Origin of the sequence: Pseudomonas sp. zfem004 (assembly GCF_032621715.1) — a bacterium.
Taxonomy (GTDB): Bacteria; Pseudomonadota; Gammaproteobacteria; order Pseudomonadales; family Pseudomonadaceae; genus Aquipseudomonas; species Aquipseudomonas sichuanensis.
The window spans coordinates 137,744-154,704 of sequence record NZ_JAVYJF010000007.1 but is presented as its reverse complement, the minus strand read 5'-3'; the positions used below and the strand labels follow the sequence as shown (position 1 = coordinate 154,704).

Sequence of the window (16,961 nt, the reverse complement as noted above, 5' to 3'; positions counted from 1 at the left end):
GATATGCGGGCTGCCGCACCTGCGGGCGCTGGTTAAGATCGGGACTTTTGCGCAGGAGCCAGGGCAGATGAACTTCACCGAATTGTTGGCGGCAGCACGCCTGCACCCTGAAGCGGTCTGTGTGCCGCCCAGCTGGGCGCAAGGGCGGGCGGTGTTCGGCGGCCTTATGGCCGCGATGGTGCATGAGGCGATGCGGCAGAAACTGGCTGACGAGCGCCCGGTGCGTTCGCTGGCCATCACTTTTGTCGGCCCGGCGGCGCCGGATGTACCGATCAGTCTGGAAGTGGAGGTGCTTCGCGAGGGCAAGGCCGTGTGTACGCTGCTCGGTCGTGCCGTGCAGGGCGGCCAGGTGGTGACGCTGGTGCAGGGCAGTTTCGGCGCTGGCAGGCCTTCGGCGGTCGCGGTCGAGGCGCAACCGCCGACGGCGATCAAGCCGTTGCAGCAGGCAGCGCCAGAGTTGCCCTACATCAAAGGGGTGACCCCGGAGTTCATGCGCCACGTGGCACTGCGCTGGGCTATTGGTGGGCTGCCGTTCAGCGGCAACGATTCGCGCCACATGGGCGGCTGGGTGCGCCTGCGTGACGTGCCAGATGCGCCCCTGGAGGTGGCGCATCTGCTGGCGCTGGTCGATGCCTGGCCGCCCAGCCTGATGCCGTACCTGAAGCAGCCAGCCGCAGGCAGCACCTTGACCTGGACCATCGAATTCGTTCAGCCCACGCCACGGCTTTCGACGCAGGACTGGTGCGGCTATTGCGTGGAGACCGAGTACGCGAAAGATGGTTATGGGCATGCCGCAGCCCGCCTGTGGACGGCTGACGGCGAGCTGTTGGCATTGAGTCGGCAGACGGTGACCGTGTTCGCTTGAGACGGCTGGTTGCGTGAGGTGTGCGCTCAATGCCGATGCTTGTGCCGTTCACGCCAGGCCCGCCACCAGGCGCCGCTCAGCACGAACCGCGGGAAGGTGATGAATTGCTCGGTGAGCAGGCGTTGCATGGCGTCCTTGCGGCTGGCGAAAGGCTCCGGTTGTTCGGCCTCCAGTCGGTGCCCCTGGCGTTGCAGGCCAAGGCCGGCGATCAGGGCAATGATGCCGACGGCGATCTGCGACAGGTCCAGGGCGAACAGCCCCGAGAGCACCAACAGCGCACCCAGGATGAACAGCGGCACGGCAATCAGGTGCAACACCAGGTTGGCAGGGTGGCGGTGGTTGTGGTGGTAGCCACGCCATTGCCAGGCGGGGAGGTTGGGCAATCGCTTGCTCATGGGCAGTTCCTCATGGAGATGCCCAAAGTCTAGTGCGGCCCCCGGGAGGGGGCCAATCGAGGCTGGCTATGCTGGCAATAGCGCCAATGAACTAGAGCTTGAGCTGGCCGATGGCTTTGCTCAACTCCCCGGCAAGGGTCGCCAGTTCGCTGCTGGTGGTGGCTGAGCCCACGGTCTGCTGCACGGTTTGTTCGGTGACGTCGCGGATGCTCACTACCGCGCGGTTCATCTCTTCGGCCACTTGGCTTTGTTGCTCGGCGGCCACCGCGATCTGGGTGTTGTTCTCGCGCATCTGTGCCACGGCGCGGGTGATCTCGGCGAGGGCCTCGCCAGCTTCCTGGGCCTGTTTGACGCAGTCATCGGCCTTGTACGAGCTCTCCTGCATGAAGTCCACCGCATCGCGGGTGCCGGCCTGCAGGTCGGCGACCATGGTGGTGATTTCGTCGGTGGAGGTTTGCACGCGCTTGGCCAGGTTGCGCACCTCGTCGGCGACCACCGCGAAGCCGCGGCCCAGGTCGCCGGCACGGGCGGCCTCGATGGCGGCATTGAGGGCCAGCAGATTGGTCTGTTCGGCGATGCTGTGGATCACCCCGACCACCCCGTTGATCTTCTGGCTGTCATCGGCCAGTTGGCGGATCATCTCGGCGGTCTGCTGCACGCCGCTGGACAGGCCGGCAATCGAGTCCTGGACCCGGCTGACCACGGCCTGGCCGCTGCCGGCGAGGCCGTCGGCGCTCTGTGACAAGTCACGGGTGGCACCAGCATGCTCGGCGATGTGGTGCACGGTGGCGGTCATCTCGTTGATCGCAGTGGCGGCCTGGTCGGTCTCGCTCTGCTGGCCGATCATGCCGTGGCGCACTTCGTCCATGCTCCCGGCCAGGCGCGCAGCGCCCGAGTCGAGCTGCGCGGCGGTGCGCGCGACAGTGCTGACCACGCGGTGGTAGGTGGCCTGCATGGCGTTGAACGCGCCGGCCATCTGCCCGACTTCGTCGCCACAAGCCAGCGGTACCCGGGCCGAGAGGTCGCCGGTTTTTTCCACGTGCAGCATCACGTCCTTCAGCGTATTGAGCTGGCTGAGCAGGAAGCGGATCAACAACTGCGAAGCGCAGAGCATGGCCAGCATCAGCACCAGCACGCACACCGCATAGTTGCCGAAACGGTCGAAGAACACCTGGCGCAGGCTGGGCACCTGGGCCAGCACGGCCAGGTGCCGATCACCCTGGCGGAACACCTGGGCCCCTAGCACAGGGTTGTCACCTGCGATCCAGGCACCGGGCAACTCGACCCAGCCTTGGGCATCACGCAAGGCTTCGAGGGGTTCGCCTGCAAATTCGGGCGTCTGTCCGCTGCCCCAGGTAATCAGCCCGGGTTGGGCCGGCAGGGTTTTCTCGGGGGGCCAGGCGGCCAGCAGTTCGCCCTGGCGCTGGGCCAGGGCCTGCGCGCCCGAAGCGCGCGCCTGCTGCTCCAGGGACACTGCGTACAGCACCAGCAGCAGGGTGGTGACGAAGGCCACTGCGTTGACGGCCCAGAACTTGTACTTCAGGGAAATATTGCTAAGCCAGGCACCCATGGTAGGTCTTCTCTGAGTTGGCGGAAACATTGTTGGCAAGGTGCCATCATTGTGCCCGCCAGGGCCAGGGCCCTCCTTGATATGCGTCAAGAAACCACAGGTAGCCCGAAGAACGCCCGTGCGCAGGCGGTGGTGTGGGCGGCGGTGGATTCGACGGTTTCGCCGCGATGCAGCGCCACCTCGCGCAGTACTTCGGGCAGGTACGCCGGCTCGTTGCGGCCATTTTTCGGTTTTGGCCGCAAGCTGCGCGGCAGCAGGTAGGGCGCGTCGCTCTCCAGCATCAGGCGGCCTGTCGGGATATTGCCGACCAGCGGATGCAGATGAGTACCGCGGCGCTCGTCGCAGATCCAGCCAGTGATGCCGATATGCAGGTCGAGGTCGAGGTAGGCGAACAACGCTTCGCGCTCGCCGGTAAAGCAGTGCACCACGGCGGCGCTCAGTTGGTCGCGGTAGCCCTTGATGATTGCCAGCAGCCGCTCGCTGGCGTCACGTTCGTGGAGGAACACTGGCAGGCGCAGCTCGACGGCCAGGGCCAGTTGGGCTTCCAGGGCCTTTTCCTGATCCGGGCGAGGGGAGAAGTCGCGGTTGAAGTCCAGCCCGCACTCGCCGACGGCGCGCACCCGGGGTTGTTCGAGCAAATGGCGCAACTGGCGCTCACTGTCGCTGGTCCAGCTCTTGGCATCGTGCGGGTGTACACCGGCGGTGCTGAACAGGCGCTGGCCTTGTTCATCCAGGCGCTGGCACAGTTCAATGGCTTCTTCACTGACGCTCAGGCTGGTGCCGGTCAGCACCATCTGCGCCACGCCGGCTTGCACGGCGCGCTCGACCACAGCCGCCTGCTGGTCATGGAAACTGCTGTTGGTCAGGTTGACGCCGATATCGATCAATTGCATGGTGCTACCTCGTCCCGCGGGGCGGCCAGCATAGCAAAAACCGGGAAATCACGAAAAAACCAAGAACTTCAAACGTTTGCCGTGGTCTTTTGCCGTCAGTCATCACGGATCGATCATTGCACATGGTGCCCGCCAACCGCCCTCGGACCTCTTCCTCCATGCTGCGAACCCTGCTGACGACCTTGATGATGTGTGGGCTGCTGGCCGCCGGGCCGGCCACTGCGCGCGAGCCGGGGCCCCAGCAGCATGTGCCCGCCAGCCAGGCCCGCGACCTGGCGCAGATCCGCTCCAGCCAGGTGCTGCGGGTGCTGGTCAACCAGAGCCGCAACAGCTCCGGCGAGGTCAAGGGCGAACCGGTGGGCGTCGAGTACTACCGGCTGCGCGCCCTGGAGCACGCGCTCAATGCGCGGGTCGCCGACAATCAGGAAATCACCTTGAAAATCATCCCGCGGGCCAAGGAGCAATTGCTCGGGGCCCTGCAGCGGGGTGAAGGCGACCTGGCCGCGCCAGGCGAACTGCTTGATCCTGCCGGGGTGCGTGGCGTCGAGGCCAGTGCACCGGTGCTTGACCAGGTGCCTCTGCTGCTGGTCGGGCGCAAGGGCGAGCGCAGCTACAGCCGGGTCGAGCAGTTGTCCGGGCGTACCGTTGCCCTGACCAGTGCCAGCGCTGCCGGGGCCGCGATCGAGACGATCAACCAGCGCCTGGCGCTACGCAAGCAAGCCCCGATCAAGGTGGAGTGGGTTGATCCAACCCTGGCGGTGGAGGATGTGCTGGAGATGGTCCAGGCCGGTATCTATCCGCTGACCGTGGTGGAGCGGCCCATCGCCCAACGCTGGGCGCGGGTGATGCCGCGCCTGCGCCTGGACAGCAAGCTGCAACTGGCCCAGCCGCAAGCATTGCGCTGGTATGTGCGACCTGATGCGCCGATGCTGCGGGCGGCGGTGGACCGCTTCCTCGCCACTTACCGCGCCCCGGACAACCAGGATGCCGCATTCGAACGCATCTACCGGCGCCAGTACCGTGTCCACAACCCGCTGGCGCGCCAGGACCGGCAACGTCTGGAGTCGCTGCGCCCGGTCCTGCAGAAGCATGCGGGCGACCAGCAGTTCGACTGGCTGAACCTGGCGGCCCTGGCATTCAAGGAGTCCACCCTCGACCCCAAGGCGCGTGGCACGGGCGGGGCCCATGGGCTGATGCAGATCACCCCGTCGGCGGCGCAGCGGGTGGGGGTGAGCAACACCGCCACGGTCGATGGCAATGTCCAGGCCAGTGCCCGCTACCTGGCGTTGATCCGCCGCAAGTTCTTCGCCAGCCCGCAACTCAACGAGCGCGAGCGCATGGCGTTTATCCTGGCGGCCTACAACCTCGGCCCTGAGCGGGTTCAGGCCATGCGTGCCGAAGCGCGGCGGCGCGGGCTCAACGGCAACCAGTGGTTTTTCCAGACCGAGCGCATCGCCATGGAGCAAGTGGGGATGGGGCCGGTGAACTTCGTCAACAGTGTCAACAAGTACTACCTGGCGTTCAACCGTGAACGCGCTTCCCTGGAGCGGTTGGTCAGGCGCTAACAAATCAAATTAATCGATAGTTATTACACGATTATTGCGATTTTCTTATTCAATCAATCGATTAAGATGGCGCTCATCCAACACCTACCCGCTTAAACAAGGAAGCAACAACATGAACAACTCCCTCAAAGCCCTGTTCGTTACCCGTGCCGGTTTCGGCCTGAGCGTCGTACGCGTCCTGGTCGGCGTCATCTTCATGGCCCACGGCGCACAGAAACTCTTCGGCCTGTTCGGTGGCTACGGCCTCGAAGGCACCGGCCAGTGGATGGAGAGCATCGGCCTGGCGCCTGGCTACCTGATGGCCCTGCTGTCGGGCAGCGCCGAATTCTTCGGCGGCCTGGCCCTGGTGGTCGGCCTGCTGGCCCGCCCGGCGGCACTGGCGCTGAGTGTCACCCTGGTGGTGGCGATCTTCTCGGTGCACATCAACAACGGCCTGTTCATGTCCAATAACGGCTATGAGTTCGCCCTGGCGCTGCTGGCAGGCAGTGTGGCGGTGCTGATCGAAGGTGCGGGTCGCTTCTCGCTGGACCGTCTGATCGCACGTTGAACTCAAACTGCACGCTCCCAGCCGCTCGGTGCAAGTTGATGAATACGATCAACTTGCACCGAGCGGCTTGTATCTTGGAGCTGATGCCTCTAGCATACCGACTGCGCCGATTTAAACAGCTACTTGCGGGGCGCAGGGCAACCCCCCGGGTTATCCGAAATACCGCTAAAGCGCTGGTTCGGTGACGCCTCCCACCGCTGCCCAGCGGGATCAGCGAGGCGGAGAAAAACTCCATGAGTTGTCCACGTACCAGTGTCTGTTTGACCCCCCTGGCCAAAGACCAGGCCTCCCGCACCCCGCGCATTCTGCTCGGTGGCCAGCATCAGCCTACGCTCCTGCGCAACCTTGACGGCTTTTCCCGTCGCAAGGGCCAGGCCCGGGCGTTCCTTATCCAGTTCTTCGAAACCTGCACCCAGCTTGGCGAGTACGCCAACGACCGTTTCGACCTGGCCGTGATCCAGGCGCCGGCCGCCGAGGATGCCGCCGAGGTTATCGGCCAGCTCACGCGCATCGCCCGCCAGGGGCTGATCACGCGCGCCTGATCGGCGTGTCAAACCCGCAGGTTTTTCGCTAAGCTCGGTCACTCGGTGGGCGCCTGGCGCCCGCTTGAGATGCACTGAGGAGACAGCCGCTTGAGTACCAACATCATCACCACCGAAGGTCATGCAGCCCTGAAGCAGGAGCTTGATCATCTGTGGCGGGTCTATCGCCCCGAGATTACCCAGAAGGTCGCCTGGGCGGCGTCGCTGGGCGACCGCAGCGAGAACGCCGACTACCAGTACAACAAGAAGCTGCTGCGCGAGATCGATCGCCGCGTGCGCTACCTGCGCAAGCGCCTGGAAGACGTCAAGGTCGTGGCCTATTCACCCGAGCAGGAAGGCAAGGTGTTCTTCGGTGCCTGGGTGGAGATCGAGAACGACGACAGCGAGCAGTTGACCTTCCGTGTCGTCGGCTATGACGAGATCCATGGGCGCAATGACTACATTTCCATCGACTCGCCCATGGCCCGCGCCCTGCTCAAGAAGCAGGAGGGTGACGAGGTGCTGGTGCAGACGCCTACCGGCGAGGCGACCTGGTACATCAACCGCATCAGCTACAAACCGTAGCCGGCTCATCGGTAACCGGGGGCTGCGTGGCAGGCCCCTGGCCCCTCAGAGCGTTCAGCCTTCGCGCAGTACCGCCAGCGGGCTGGCGTTGAGCGCCCGTCGCGTGCCGATCACCCCGGCGCCCCCCACCAGCACCGCGCCTGCCAGTGGCAGCATCAGCAACCATGGATGCGGCGCCCAGTGCAGATCGAAGGCATAGCGGTACAGTGCCCAGGTGATCAGCTCGCAACCCAGTGCGGCGAGCAGGCCGCTGACGGCACCCAGCAAGCCGAATTCGATACGCCGGGCCTTGACCAGCAGCGGCCTTGCGGCCCCCAGGGCGCGCAGCAGGGCGCCCTGGCGGATGCGTTCGTCGAGGGTTGCCTGCAGGCCGGCGAACAGCACCGCCAGCCCCGCAGCCAGCACGAACAACAGCACGTACTCCACCGCCAGCGTCACCTGGGCGAGGATGCTGCGCAGCTGGCCGAGCAGGGCGTCGACCTGGAGGATGGTCGCCGCCGGGAATGCCCGTGACAGCGCGACGACTTCCTGATCATGGCCAGGGGCAAGGTAGAAGCTGGTCAGATAAGTGGCGGGCAAGCCCTGTAATGTCCCAGGCTGGAAGATCATGTAGAAGTTGGGCTGGAAACTGTCCCAGTGCACCGTGCGCAGGCTACTGACCCTGGCCTGTCGCTGCTGGCCACCGATGTCGAAGGTCAGCAGGTCGCCCAGTTGCAGGTTGAGGCTCTGAGCCAGCTCTGCCTCGACCGAAACGCCAGGTATGGCAGCGTCTTGCGGCGCCTGTTGCCACCAGTTGCCGGCGCTCAGCGCGTTGCCCTGGGGCAGCTCGGCAGCCCAGGTCAGGCTGAGGTCGCGCTGAATCGCCCGCTCGCCGGTGGACTCCTTGCTCACCAACTGGCGTACCGGCTGCTCGTTGATGTGGGTCAGGCGTCCGGGGATTACCGGATACAGCGGCGCGGAGGTCGCGTTGATCTGCGCCAGGCGCTCAGTGAACGGTTGGCGTTCATCAGGCAGGATGTTCAGGGCGAAATGGTTGGGGGCATCCTTGGGCAGCTGCGCCTGCCAGTTGTCGAGCAGCTCCGCGCGCAGCAGTGCTACCAGGCCCATGGCCAGCAGGATCAGGCCGAAGGCCAAGGCTTGGCCGGCAGCTGCCAGTGGATGACGTAACAGCTGGCCCAGCCCCAGGCGCCAGGCCAGCGGCGCACCGGCCAGCAGCTGGCGCAGGCTGCGCAAGCCGAGCAGCAGCAGGCCGCCGAGCAGCAGCGCGGCGATCAAGCCGCCCCCCAGCAGGGCGAAGGTAAGCAGCAGATCGAGGCTCAGGCGCCACATGATCAGGCCCAGGGCGAGCAGGGCAGCGCCATACACCAGCCAGCTGCTGGTTGGCGTGGGCAGCAGGTCGCGGCGCAGCACCCGCAAGGGCGGCACGCGGCCAAGGGCGGCCAGTGGCGGCAGGGCGAAACCGGCCAGCGCCACCAGCCCGGTGCCGATCCCGGCAAGCGCGGGCGCGAGGCCGCCGGGGGGCAGTTGGCTGGGCAGCAGGCCTTCGAGCAGGCGGAACAGGCCCAATTGGGCGAGCCAGCCGAGCAGAGCGCCGCCGAGGGCTGCGACCGCGCCGAGCATGGCCAGCTGCAGGCAGTACAGCCCCAGCGCCTGGTGCCGCGACAGGCCGAGGCAGCGCAGCAATGCGCTGGCGTCCAGGCGTCGGGCGGCGTAACGGCTGGCCGACAGGGCCACGGCGACCCCGGCCAGCAGCACAGCCACCAGGCTGGCCATGTTCAGGTAGCGCTCGGCCTTGCCCAGCGCCCCGCCGATCTGACGGTTGCCATCGCGGGTGTCGAGCAGGCGCTGATTGGCTGCCAGGCTGGCTTCGGCGGTTGTGCGGTACTGGGCCAGGGCGTCGATGTCGCCGCGCCACAGCTCCCGGTAGCTGACCCGGCTGCCAGGCTGGATCACCCCGGTGGCCTCAAGGTCGGCAAGGTTCATCAGCACACGCGGGGTGAGGCTGTAGAAGTTGTTGGCGCGGTCTGGCTCGTAGGTCAGCACGCGGCTCATGCGCAGGGTCTTCATGCCCACATCGATGCTGTCGCCCACCGACAGCCCGAGCGCCGCCAGCAGGCGTGGCTCGACCCAGGCCTCGCCGGGTGCCGGGCCACCACCGGGCGTCTCTGCGGCATAGGGCGCGGCGGCGCTACGCAACTGGCCGCGCAAGGGGTAGGCGGCGTCGGCAGCCTTGATGCTCGACAGCTGGATGCCGTTGTCGCCGCCGACCACGCTGGTGAACTCCACCACCTGGGCGTGGCGCAGGCCCAGCACGGTGCCATCGGCTATCTGCTGCACGGTTGCCGGCGCGCTGCCTTGCAGCACCAGGTCGGCGCCGAGGAATTCACTGGCGCGCAACTGCATCGCGCCATTGAGGCGGCTGCCGAAGTAGCCGATGGCGGTGCTCGCCGCCACTGCCACCAGCAGGGCGAAGAACAACACGCGCACTTCGCTGGCGCGGGCATCGCGCAGCAGCTGGCGCAGCGAGAGCGCGCACAGGCGCAGGAAGGGCGGACGGGTCATCAGGGCTCCAGGGGCGCGACCAGGCGGCCGGCATCCAGGCGGATCAGGCGGCGGCAGCGGCTGGCCAGCCGCTCGTCGTGGGTGACCAGTACCAGCGTGGTGCCACGCTCCTGGTTCAGTTCGAACAAGAGGTCGCTGATGCGCTCGCCGGTGTGGCTGTCGAGGTTGCCGGTGGGTTCATCGGCAAACAGCACCGCAGGTTGCGCGGCGAACGCGCGGGCGATCGCCACCCGTTGCTGTTCGCCGCCGGAAAGCTGGCGTGGGGTGTGGCTCAAGCGTTTGCCCAGGCCGACTCGCTCGAGCAGGTTGCGGGCCTGCTCGCGGGCATCGCGGCGGCCGTCGAGTTCCAGCGGCAGCATCACGTTTTCCAGGGCATTGAGGCTGTCGAGCAACTGGAATGACTGAAACACGAAACCGACGTGTTCGGCGCGTACCCGGGCGCGCTGGTCTTCATCGAGCGGGCCGAGGTCTTGGCCGGCCAGGATGACGCTGCCGGCGCTGGGGCGATCAAGCCCGGCGAGCAGGCCGAGCAGGGTGGACTTGCCTGAGCCGGAGGCGCCGACGATGGCCAGGCTGTCGCCTTGGGCAAGGTCGAGGGAGAGTGCGTGGAGGATGGTCAGGTCGCCTTCCGCGCTGGGGACCACTTTGCTAAGGTTCTGCGCAACGAGAATGCTGGGGCCCATGGAGAATCCGATGCGAATGTGGTGGTTGAGTGCCGGTCTGGCCCTGTGTTGCCTGGCCCAGGGCGCGGTGGCAGGAACGGTGCTGGTCGTCGGCGATAGTATCAGCGCCGGTTTTGGCCTGGATACCCGCCAGGGGTGGGTCGCACTCCTGCAGCAACGCCTGCAGCGCGAGGGTTTTGACGATCAGGTGGTCAATGCTTCGATCAGCGGCGACACCAGTGCCGGTGGCCAGGCGCGGCTGCCGGCGCTGCTTGCAGCGCACAAGCCGGGCCTGGTGGTGCTGGAGCTGGGGGGTAATGATGGCCTGCGCGGGCAGCCTCCCCAGCAATTGCAACAAAATCTTGCCTCGATGATCGACGATGCCCGTGAGGCGGGGGCAAAGGTGGTGTTGCTGGGCATGCGCCTGCCGCCCAATTATGGCGTGCGCTACACGACGGCGTTCGCCCGGGTCTACGAGCAACTGGCCGGCGAGAAAAACGTGGCGTTGGTGCCGTTCTTCCTCGAGGGCATCGGCGGGGTGCCGGAGATGATGCAGGCCGATGGTATTCATCCCGCCCAGGGTGCCCAGCAGCGTTTGCTGGAAAATGCCTGGCCGGCGATAAAACCCTTGCTGTGACGCTTTTATCGGGGGCCGCTTTCGGCTAATGTTGCGCCCCCCGATTCGAGTGCCCCCGATGCCCCGCCCCGCCTGGTCCCTGTACGCCTATCAACTGATCGAGCCCGACGAGCAGCTCGACCTGTTCGCCTGCCAGGAGATCCGCGTACACCTGGCAGCCCGCCAGCTGGAGCTGGGTGTGCCGGCCGACCGTACCCTGTGCGGCGGCCTGCTGCCGGCGCAACCGCGCTGGTCGGTGGTGGAGCGCGCCATCTACCGCGACGAGCGCCTGTGCGCGCTGTGCAAGGCCATCCTCGATGCCCAGCGCCACGGCATGCGCCCGGTCTGGCCGGAGCTCTGAGCACCTTTCATCATCTGAAACGCTTGCCCGCCGCCAACGCCTCCCGCTCGCTGGTGCACAGGTGTACAATCGACTCCCTTGACTGACCTTTCGAAGGATTTACCGGATGTTGCCGCGCTTTCCCGCCGTCACCCGTAACCTGTCCCTGGCCGCCCTGCTGGTAGCCGGTCCCGCCGTTGCGCTGGAGCTGCCGTTGCCCCCTCCTGGTGAAGACGTCGTCGGCCAGGTTCGGGTGATCAAGGCCAAGTACGAAGACACCTTCGCCGACATCGGTACCGCCAACGACCTGGGCTACCTCGAAATGATCGCCGCCAACCCGGGTGTCGACCCCTGGTTGCCGGGCGCCGGTACCGAGATCATCCTGCCCACGCGCTACGTCCTGCCGCCCGGGCCGCGTGAAGGCATCGTCATCAACCTCGCCGAGTACCGCCTCTACTACTACCCGAAAGGGCAGAACGTGGTGCATACGTTCCCGCTGGGCATCGGTCGCGAAGGTTGGGGCTCGCCAATTGCCAATACCCGCATCACCGCCAAGACCCCGAACCCGACCTGGACGCCACCTGCCTCCATTCGCAAGGAGCACGCTGCCGATGGCGACATCCTGCCCGCGGTGGTACCGGCCGGTCCGGACAACCCGCTGGGGCCGTTCAAGTTCACCTTGGGCGTGCCGGGCTACCTGATCCACGGTTCGAACAAGAAGTTCGGTATTGGCATGCGCACCAGTCACGGTTGCTTCCGCATGCTCAATAACAACGTGTTGACCCTGTCGAAGATGGTCCCGGTAAACACCTCGGTTCGCATCATCAACGAGCCTTACAAGTTCGGCGTCAGTGGCGGCAAAGTCTATCTCGAGGCGCACACGCCGCTGGATGACCAAGGCAACCCGTCGGTGGTCGACAAGCACACCGCAGTCATCAACGCGCTGCTCAAGCGTGAGGACCTGGCCAACAACTTGCGCATGAACTGGGACATGGTGCGTGATGTGGTCGCTGCCGAAGATGGCATGCCGGTTGAAATCGCCGTCCCGGTCAATGGTGGTACCGCGCCGGTGGTCTCGAGCATCCCAGCCGAACTGCAGTAAGCCATTTGCGACTCGTAAAGAGGCCTGCCTTAGTGCAGGCCTTTTTCGTTTGTGCGCACAGCCTTTCACCAGGCAATAAAAAAGCCGACCCACAAGTGGGTCGGCTTCTTAACAATCCGTGAGGATTATTACTTGCGGCTGGCTTTGTCCAGCATACGCAGAGCGCGCTCGTTGGCTTCGTCAGCAGTTTGCTGAGCCTTCTGAGCAGCTGCCAGAGCGTCGTCAGCTTTGCGGTAGGCTTCGTCTGCACGAGCCTGGGCGCGAGCTGCTGCGTCTTCGGTAGCGGTCAGGCGAGCTTCGGTTTCTTTGGAGACGCTGCTGCAACCGGTAGCCAGAACTGCGGCCAGGGCCAGAGCAGAGAATTTCAGAACGTTGTTCATCGTGTTCCCCTTCAAGGACTTTCTATTTAAATAGCCATCTCTCGGAAAAGAGAAACTGGCCGGCGTACATAGTACCCATTACTTGTAGTAAGTAAACTGACAGAGCGCAAGAACTGCAAAAAAAATGTCGCGAGCGGACAGCAGTGACGGGCTGTGCAGGCCATCTGTGAAAATTGTGTGAGACGCACGCAAGCGATTGTAGGGTGGGAACTTTTTTGTTGAACTAAGGGTGACTTCAACTGTCTGTGGGCGTCTTAGCCCAAAGAGCATTCGGCGCGTATCATGCTGCCAGGCCAGTGTGGCAAAACCGCGCTGTTGGATTTTCAGTCCGGCCGCTTGAGCAACCCCGCTTGTGCCGCCTACTATTTGTAGGTGCCCAAGGGCAGAACGATCAAGGTCGTGCAGCTGTCCAAGGGGCTAGGTTTGGTACGAAAAGTCGCCGAGCGGCGATCAGGCAAGGCGAAAACAGGCGAGGAAGCGGAGTTTGCTGGCTGCAAATGAGCATTCCGAGCCTGTTTTCAACGCAGCATGATCGTCGCGCAGGCACTTTTCGTACAAAACCTAGAGGTGGCGCAGAGGTTCCCCGCCGGACATAAACACATCGGTAAGGTATGGGTCTGCCGACAAGACCTGCGAGGAGTAGTGATGAGCGAGACGCTGACCATCCACCATGACCAGGCGGGTCATCAATTCGAGACCAATGTGGACGGTCACCGGGCGTACCTCACGTACATGGACCTGGGCAAGCAGACGCTGGACATCTACCGCACCTTCGTGCCCAACGCCCTGCGCGGGCGCGGCATCGCCGCCGCCTTGACCGAAAAGGCACTGGAGTACGCCGAGCAGATGGGTTACACCGTCATCCCGTCCTGTTCGTACGTCGAGCGCTACATGGAGCGTCAGCAGCGTCACTCGAGCAAGGCCTGAAAACTTTACCCTATACATGAAAACGCCGGGCATTGCCCGGCGTTTTCATGTGCGCAAGGTTTAGCCGCGCTGGCGCTGCGGCAGCACATCCTTGAGCTTGGCGTGCATGCTGCGCAGGGTTTTTTCGGTGGCCGCCCAGTCAATGCAGGCGTCGGTCACGGAAACGCCATACTGCAGCTCGTCCAGGTTCTTCGGAATGGCCTGGCAGCCCCAGTTCAGGTGGCTCTCGACCATCAGGCCGATGATCGACTGGTTGCCTTCGAGGATCTGGTTGGCCACGTTTTCCATGACCAGCGGCTGCAGGGCCGGGTCCTTGTTGGAGTTGGCGTGGCTGCAGTCGACCATGATGTTGGCCTTGATCTTCGCCTTGGCCAGGTCCTGCTCGCACAGGGCGACGCTGACCGAATCATAGTTGGGCTTGCCGTTGCCGCCGCGCAGTACCACGTGGCCATAGGCGTTGCCTTTGGTGGTGACGATCGACACGCCGCCTTCCTGGTTGATCCCCAGGAAGCGGTGCGGCTTGGAGACCGACTGCAAGGCGTTGATCGCCACGGTCAGGCCGCCGTCGGTGCCGTTCTTGAAGCCGACCGCCGAAGACAGGCCCGAAGCCATTTCGCGGTGAGTCTGCGATTCGGTGGTGCGTGCGCCGATGGCCGACCAGCTGATCAGGTCCTGCAGGTACTGCGGGGAGATCGGGTCCAGTGCTTCGGTGGCGGTGGGCAGGCCCATTTCCGCGAGATCGAGCAGCAGCTTGCGACCAATGTGCAGGCCGTCCTGGATCTTGAACGAGTCGTCCAGGTAGGGGTCGTTGATCAGGCCTTTCCAGCCTACGGTGGTGCGTGGCTTCTCGAAGTACACGCGCATCACCAGGTACAGGGTGTCCGAGACTTCCTCGGCCAGTACTTTCAGGCGTTCGGCATATTCGTGGGCAGCCTTGATGTCATGGATGGAGCACGGGCCGACCACTACGAACAGGCGGTGGTCCTTGCCGTCGAGGATATTGCGCACCACTTCGCGGCCGGCAGTCACGGTCTGCAGGGCTTTGGCGCTGAGAGGGATTTCCTTCTTGAGCTGATCAGGGGTGATCAAGGTCTCGTTGGAGGCAACGTTCAAGTCATCGATCGGTAAATCAGCCATCGTGTTACTCGTCAGGTCACGGGTGCCGGCCGCCAGCAATCCCCGTGCGGCCCAGCAGCAGATTGTTCGCAGCGGGGAGGCCGAACCTTAACGCGTTAGCGGGGGCGGGACAATGGGCTGGGGCCCGTCGATACTGGGTTTTTGCGGGTGGAGCGGTGATTCAGGGGGTGGGGGTGCCCAGGCTGGCCTCGGAAAAGGCCTCCGCGTGCAGGCTGATCCACTGCGCGGCCAACTGTTGCGCCGCGCTGCTGTCAAGGTCAGCCTGGGCGTGCTCCTGGCAATAGTGCTGGATCTGGCAGGCCTGCTCGCCCATGCGTGCACCGAACAGCGCCTGGCTGTCGGTGAACGCCACACCCACTCGATAGCCCTGGTCAAGCCGTTGGCACCAGGCGACGTAGCCGGGGTAATGTGCGTCCAGCCCCAATGAAGGGATCAGCACCTCGACGGCAGTGCCGCGACGGTAGGCGCGTGGTTGGTTGCAGGCGATGCCGCCGAGGCCCTGGGTGTAGAGGTGGCGACGAAACAGGCTGGATGTGGGGCGAAGGGTGAGTTCGACCGGGATGTCATCCGGATGAGGCAGGTATCCGCACATGCTCGACTCCGTGTCGATTATTTGACCTTCTTTGCCCCAGTATAGTGGGGGATCGAAAACCGGCTGATTTACGTGCTAAAAACCGACGAACACACACGAAGGAGAGAAGGCATGCAGGTTCGCACTACTCGCATCGGCATCATTGGCAGTGGGGCCATTGGTGGCTTTTATGGCCTGATGCTGGCCCGCGCCGGCTTCGATGTGCATTTTTTGCTGCGCAGCGAGTACGCCACGGTGCGCGAGCACGGGCTGACACTCGACAGCGCGCTGCACGGCCAGTTGCATCAGCAGGTCCAGGCTTACGCCAGTGCTGCCGACATGCCGCCGTGCGATTGGCTGCTGGTGGGCGCCAAGGCCACCAGCAATGCTGAGCTGGCGCCGTCGATCGTGCAGGCGGCGGCGCCCGGCGCCAAGGTGGTATTGCTGCAGAACGGCCTGGGGGTGGAAGAGCAGCTGCGCCCGGCACTGCGCCCGGACATGCACTTGCTCGGTGGCCTGTGCTTCATCTGCGTTAACCGCGAACGCCCCGGGGTAGTCCGCCATCAGGCGCTGGGTGCGGTCAACCTCGGCTACCACAGCGGGCCGGCGCAAGATGCCGGGCTGGCGGTGGTGAAAGAGGGCGCCGAGCTGTTCCGAGCCGCCGGCGTCGACTCGCAGGCCATGCTCGACCTCAACCAGGCGCGCTGGCAGAAACTGGTGTGGAACGTGCCGTACAACGGTCTTGCGGTGCTGCTCAACGCCAGCACTACGCCTCTGATGAGCGATCCTGACAGCCGGGTGCTGATCCAGGCCTTGATGGCTGAAGTGGTCGAAGGTGCCCGTGCTTGCGGGCAGGTGTTGCCTGACGGGTACGCCGAGCATCTGTTCCGGGTGACCGAGCAGATGCCGGACTACTGGCCGAGCATGTATCACGACCACGCCGCACAGCGGCCGCTGGAGTTGCAGGCCATCTATGCCGAGCCGCTGGCAAGGGCCCATGCGGCCGGTTGCCGACTGCCGCGGATCGAGGCTTTGCACCAGGCGCTGGCCTTCATCGACCGACGTAACCGGCAAGTTTGAGCACCCCTGCAGCCCGCGCCGGACGGCACAGCGGCGCCCGGTGGCGCTGCTAAGCTCAACCTTGCTCTGCCGTAGCGGCAGTCGAGGAGGCCGAATGATCCGCACCATGCTGTACGCCACCGACCTCGGTGTGTACGCACCTTTCGTCATGCAGCACGCCCTGGCCCTGGCGCGCACCTTCAACGCAGAGCTTTACGTGATCCACGCAGTCGAGCCCATGGGCCAGTTTGCCGAATCCCTGCTGCAGAGTTACCTCGATGAGCAAACCCTGGACGCGCTGCACAGCGAAGGGGTCAACACGGTGATGGCCACTATCGAGCAGCGGGTACTTGAGAATTTTCGCGACGAATTGGGTGAGGAGGCCGACCTGGCCCTGATAAAGGCGGTGCGAGTACGCCAGGGCGACCCGGCACAGGTCATCCTCGAGCAGGCGCATCGCCTGAGTGTCGACCTGCTGATCTTCGGCAGCCACAGCGCCGGGGCGGGCGCCGGGGTACCTATTGGCCGCACGGCGGTGCGCCTGCTGCAGCTGTCATCGGTGCCGGTGTACATGGTGCCGCTGGCACAGCACCTTGGCCGTAGGAAAACGGAAAGTAGGGAGTAAGTAGTTTCGGGCAAAAGTAACAAAATAGTTCTAGATTTA

19 protein-coding genes are annotated in these 16,961 nt (G+C 64.7%); 11 read left to right on the top strand and 8 right to left on the bottom strand.

The genetic code is table 11. The features are described from left to right. Positions 1 to 67 precede the first annotated feature (67 nt). The gene (locus RTH46_RS10045; protein WP_316905591.1) at positions 68 to 865 is read left to right on the top strand and encodes an acyl-CoA thioesterase; all 798 of its coding nucleotides are present in this window, start codon (positions 68 to 70) and stop codon (positions 863 to 865) included. A 26-nt stretch (positions 866 to 891) separates the two neighbouring features. Here the strand turns inward: RTH46_RS10045 and RTH46_RS10040 are convergent, their stop codons facing one another. The 3 genes from RTH46_RS10040 to RTH46_RS10030 form a co-directional block, all read right to left on the bottom strand. Beyond that, positions 892 to 1,260 (bottom strand): Mpo1-like protein, encoded by a 369-nt coding sequence (locus RTH46_RS10040; protein WP_316905590.1) that lies wholly within the window; start codon positions 1,258 to 1,260, stop codon positions 892 to 894. A gap of 91 nt (positions 1,261 to 1,351) precedes the next feature. Further along, a complete protein-coding gene (locus RTH46_RS10035; protein ID WP_153785895.1) occupies positions 1,352 to 2,830 on the bottom strand; it encodes a methyl-accepting chemotaxis protein in 1,479 nt (492 codons plus the stop codon). Positions 2,831 to 2,916: 86 nt separating this feature from the next. Beyond that, on the bottom strand, positions 2,917 to 3,723 hold the full coding sequence (locus RTH46_RS10030) for a TatD family hydrolase (RefSeq protein ID WP_316905589.1): 807 nt from the start codon (positions 3,721 to 3,723) through the stop codon (positions 2,917 to 2,919). A gap of 158 nt (positions 3,724 to 3,881) precedes the next feature. Here RTH46_RS10030 and RTH46_RS10025 point away from each other — a divergent pair, with 158 nt between their 5' ends. The 4 genes from RTH46_RS10025 (at position 3,882) to greB (ending at position 6,941) form a co-directional block, all read left to right on the top strand. Next, positions 3,882 to 5,288, top strand: coding sequence for a transglycosylase SLT domain-containing protein (locus RTH46_RS10025; RefSeq protein WP_153785897.1), 1,407 nt, complete (start codon positions 3,882 to 3,884; stop codon positions 5,286 to 5,288). A 112-nt stretch (positions 5,289 to 5,400) separates the two neighbouring features. Further along, on the top strand, positions 5,401 to 5,835 hold the full coding sequence (locus RTH46_RS10020) for a DoxX family protein (RefSeq protein WP_153785898.1): 435 nt from the start codon (positions 5,401 to 5,403) through the stop codon (positions 5,833 to 5,835). 233 nt (positions 5,836 to 6,068) lie between these two features. Beyond that, positions 6,069 to 6,377, top strand: a complete 309-nt coding sequence (locus RTH46_RS10015; protein ID WP_110994342.1) for a hypothetical protein — start codon at positions 6,069 to 6,071, stop codon at positions 6,375 to 6,377. Between the two features lie 90 nt (positions 6,378 to 6,467). Next, positions 6,468 to 6,941 carry a transcription elongation factor GreB gene (gene greB, locus RTH46_RS10010; RefSeq protein WP_153785899.1) on the top strand — a complete coding sequence of 158 codons (474 nt, stop codon included), beginning with the start codon at positions 6,468 to 6,470 and terminating at the stop codon, positions 6,939 to 6,941. Between the two features lie 54 nt (positions 6,942 to 6,995). On the opposite strand, the gene RTH46_RS10005 is transcribed toward greB, so the two are convergent. Both RTH46_RS10005 and RTH46_RS10000 read right to left on the bottom strand, forming a co-directional pair. Beyond that, the gene (locus RTH46_RS10005) at positions 6,996 to 9,503 is read right to left on the bottom strand and encodes an ABC transporter permease (RefSeq protein WP_316905588.1); all 2,508 of its coding nucleotides are present in this window, start codon (positions 9,501 to 9,503) and stop codon (positions 6,996 to 6,998) included. Beyond that, positions 9,503 to 10,186 carry an ABC transporter ATP-binding protein gene (locus RTH46_RS10000; RefSeq protein ID WP_153785901.1) on the bottom strand — a complete coding sequence of 228 codons (684 nt, stop codon included), beginning with the start codon at positions 10,184 to 10,186 and terminating at the stop codon, positions 9,503 to 9,505. The genes RTH46_RS10005 and RTH46_RS10000 overlap by 1 nt, the downstream gene beginning before the upstream one ends. A gap of 10 nt (positions 10,187 to 10,196) precedes the next feature. On the opposite strand from RTH46_RS10000, the gene RTH46_RS09995 reads away from it, so the two are divergent. The 3 genes from RTH46_RS09995 to RTH46_RS09985 all read left to right on the top strand — a co-directional run bounded on the left by RTH46_RS09995 (position 10,197) and on the right by RTH46_RS09985 (position 12,223). After that, on the top strand, positions 10,197 to 10,802 hold the full coding sequence (locus RTH46_RS09995; RefSeq protein WP_153785902.1) for an arylesterase: 606 nt from the start codon (positions 10,197 to 10,199) through the stop codon (positions 10,800 to 10,802). A 58-nt stretch (positions 10,803 to 10,860) separates the two neighbouring features. Further along, on the top strand, positions 10,861 to 11,142 hold the full coding sequence (locus RTH46_RS09990) for a hypothetical protein (RefSeq protein WP_125463480.1): 282 nt from the start codon (positions 10,861 to 10,863) through the stop codon (positions 11,140 to 11,142). Between the two features lie 106 nt (positions 11,143 to 11,248). Then, the gene (locus RTH46_RS09985) at positions 11,249 to 12,223 is read left to right on the top strand and encodes a L,D-transpeptidase family protein (RefSeq protein ID WP_153785903.1); all 975 of its coding nucleotides are present in this window, start codon (positions 11,249 to 11,251) and stop codon (positions 12,221 to 12,223) included. A 128-nt stretch (positions 12,224 to 12,351) separates the two neighbouring features. Here RTH46_RS09985 and oprI read toward each other — a convergent pair whose 3' ends face one another. Then, positions 12,352 to 12,603, bottom strand: a complete 252-nt coding sequence (gene oprI / locus RTH46_RS09980; protein WP_003259780.1) for an outer membrane lipoprotei OprI — start codon at positions 12,601 to 12,603, stop codon at positions 12,352 to 12,354. 645 nt (positions 12,604 to 13,248) lie between these two features. Between oprI and RTH46_RS09975 the strand changes: the two genes are divergently transcribed. Further along, positions 13,249 to 13,530 (top strand): GNAT family N-acetyltransferase, encoded by a 282-nt coding sequence (locus tag RTH46_RS09975; protein ID WP_110994199.1) that lies wholly within the window; start codon positions 13,249 to 13,251, stop codon positions 13,528 to 13,530. Between the two features lie 60 nt (positions 13,531 to 13,590). On the opposite strand, the gene RTH46_RS09970 is transcribed toward RTH46_RS09975, so the two are convergent. After that, a complete protein-coding gene (locus RTH46_RS09970) occupies positions 13,591 to 14,667 on the bottom strand; it encodes a 3-deoxy-7-phosphoheptulonate synthase (protein ID WP_125463482.1) in 1,077 nt (358 codons plus the stop codon). Positions 14,668 to 14,827: 160 nt separating this feature from the next. Further along, a complete protein-coding gene (locus RTH46_RS09965) occupies positions 14,828 to 15,259 on the bottom strand; it encodes a PilZ domain-containing protein (protein WP_153785904.1) in 432 nt (143 codons plus the stop codon). A 111-nt stretch (positions 15,260 to 15,370) separates the two neighbouring features. Here RTH46_RS09965 and RTH46_RS09960 point away from each other — a divergent pair, with 111 nt between their 5' ends. After that, positions 15,371 to 16,318, top strand: coding sequence for a putative 2-dehydropantoate 2-reductase (locus RTH46_RS09960; RefSeq protein ID WP_153785905.1), 948 nt, complete (start codon positions 15,371 to 15,373; stop codon positions 16,316 to 16,318). A 94-nt stretch (positions 16,319 to 16,412) separates the two neighbouring features. After that, the gene (locus RTH46_RS09955; protein WP_153785906.1) at positions 16,413 to 16,922 is read left to right on the top strand and encodes a universal stress protein; all 510 of its coding nucleotides are present in this window, start codon (positions 16,413 to 16,415) and stop codon (positions 16,920 to 16,922) included. Positions 16,923 to 16,961 lie beyond the last annotated feature (39 nt).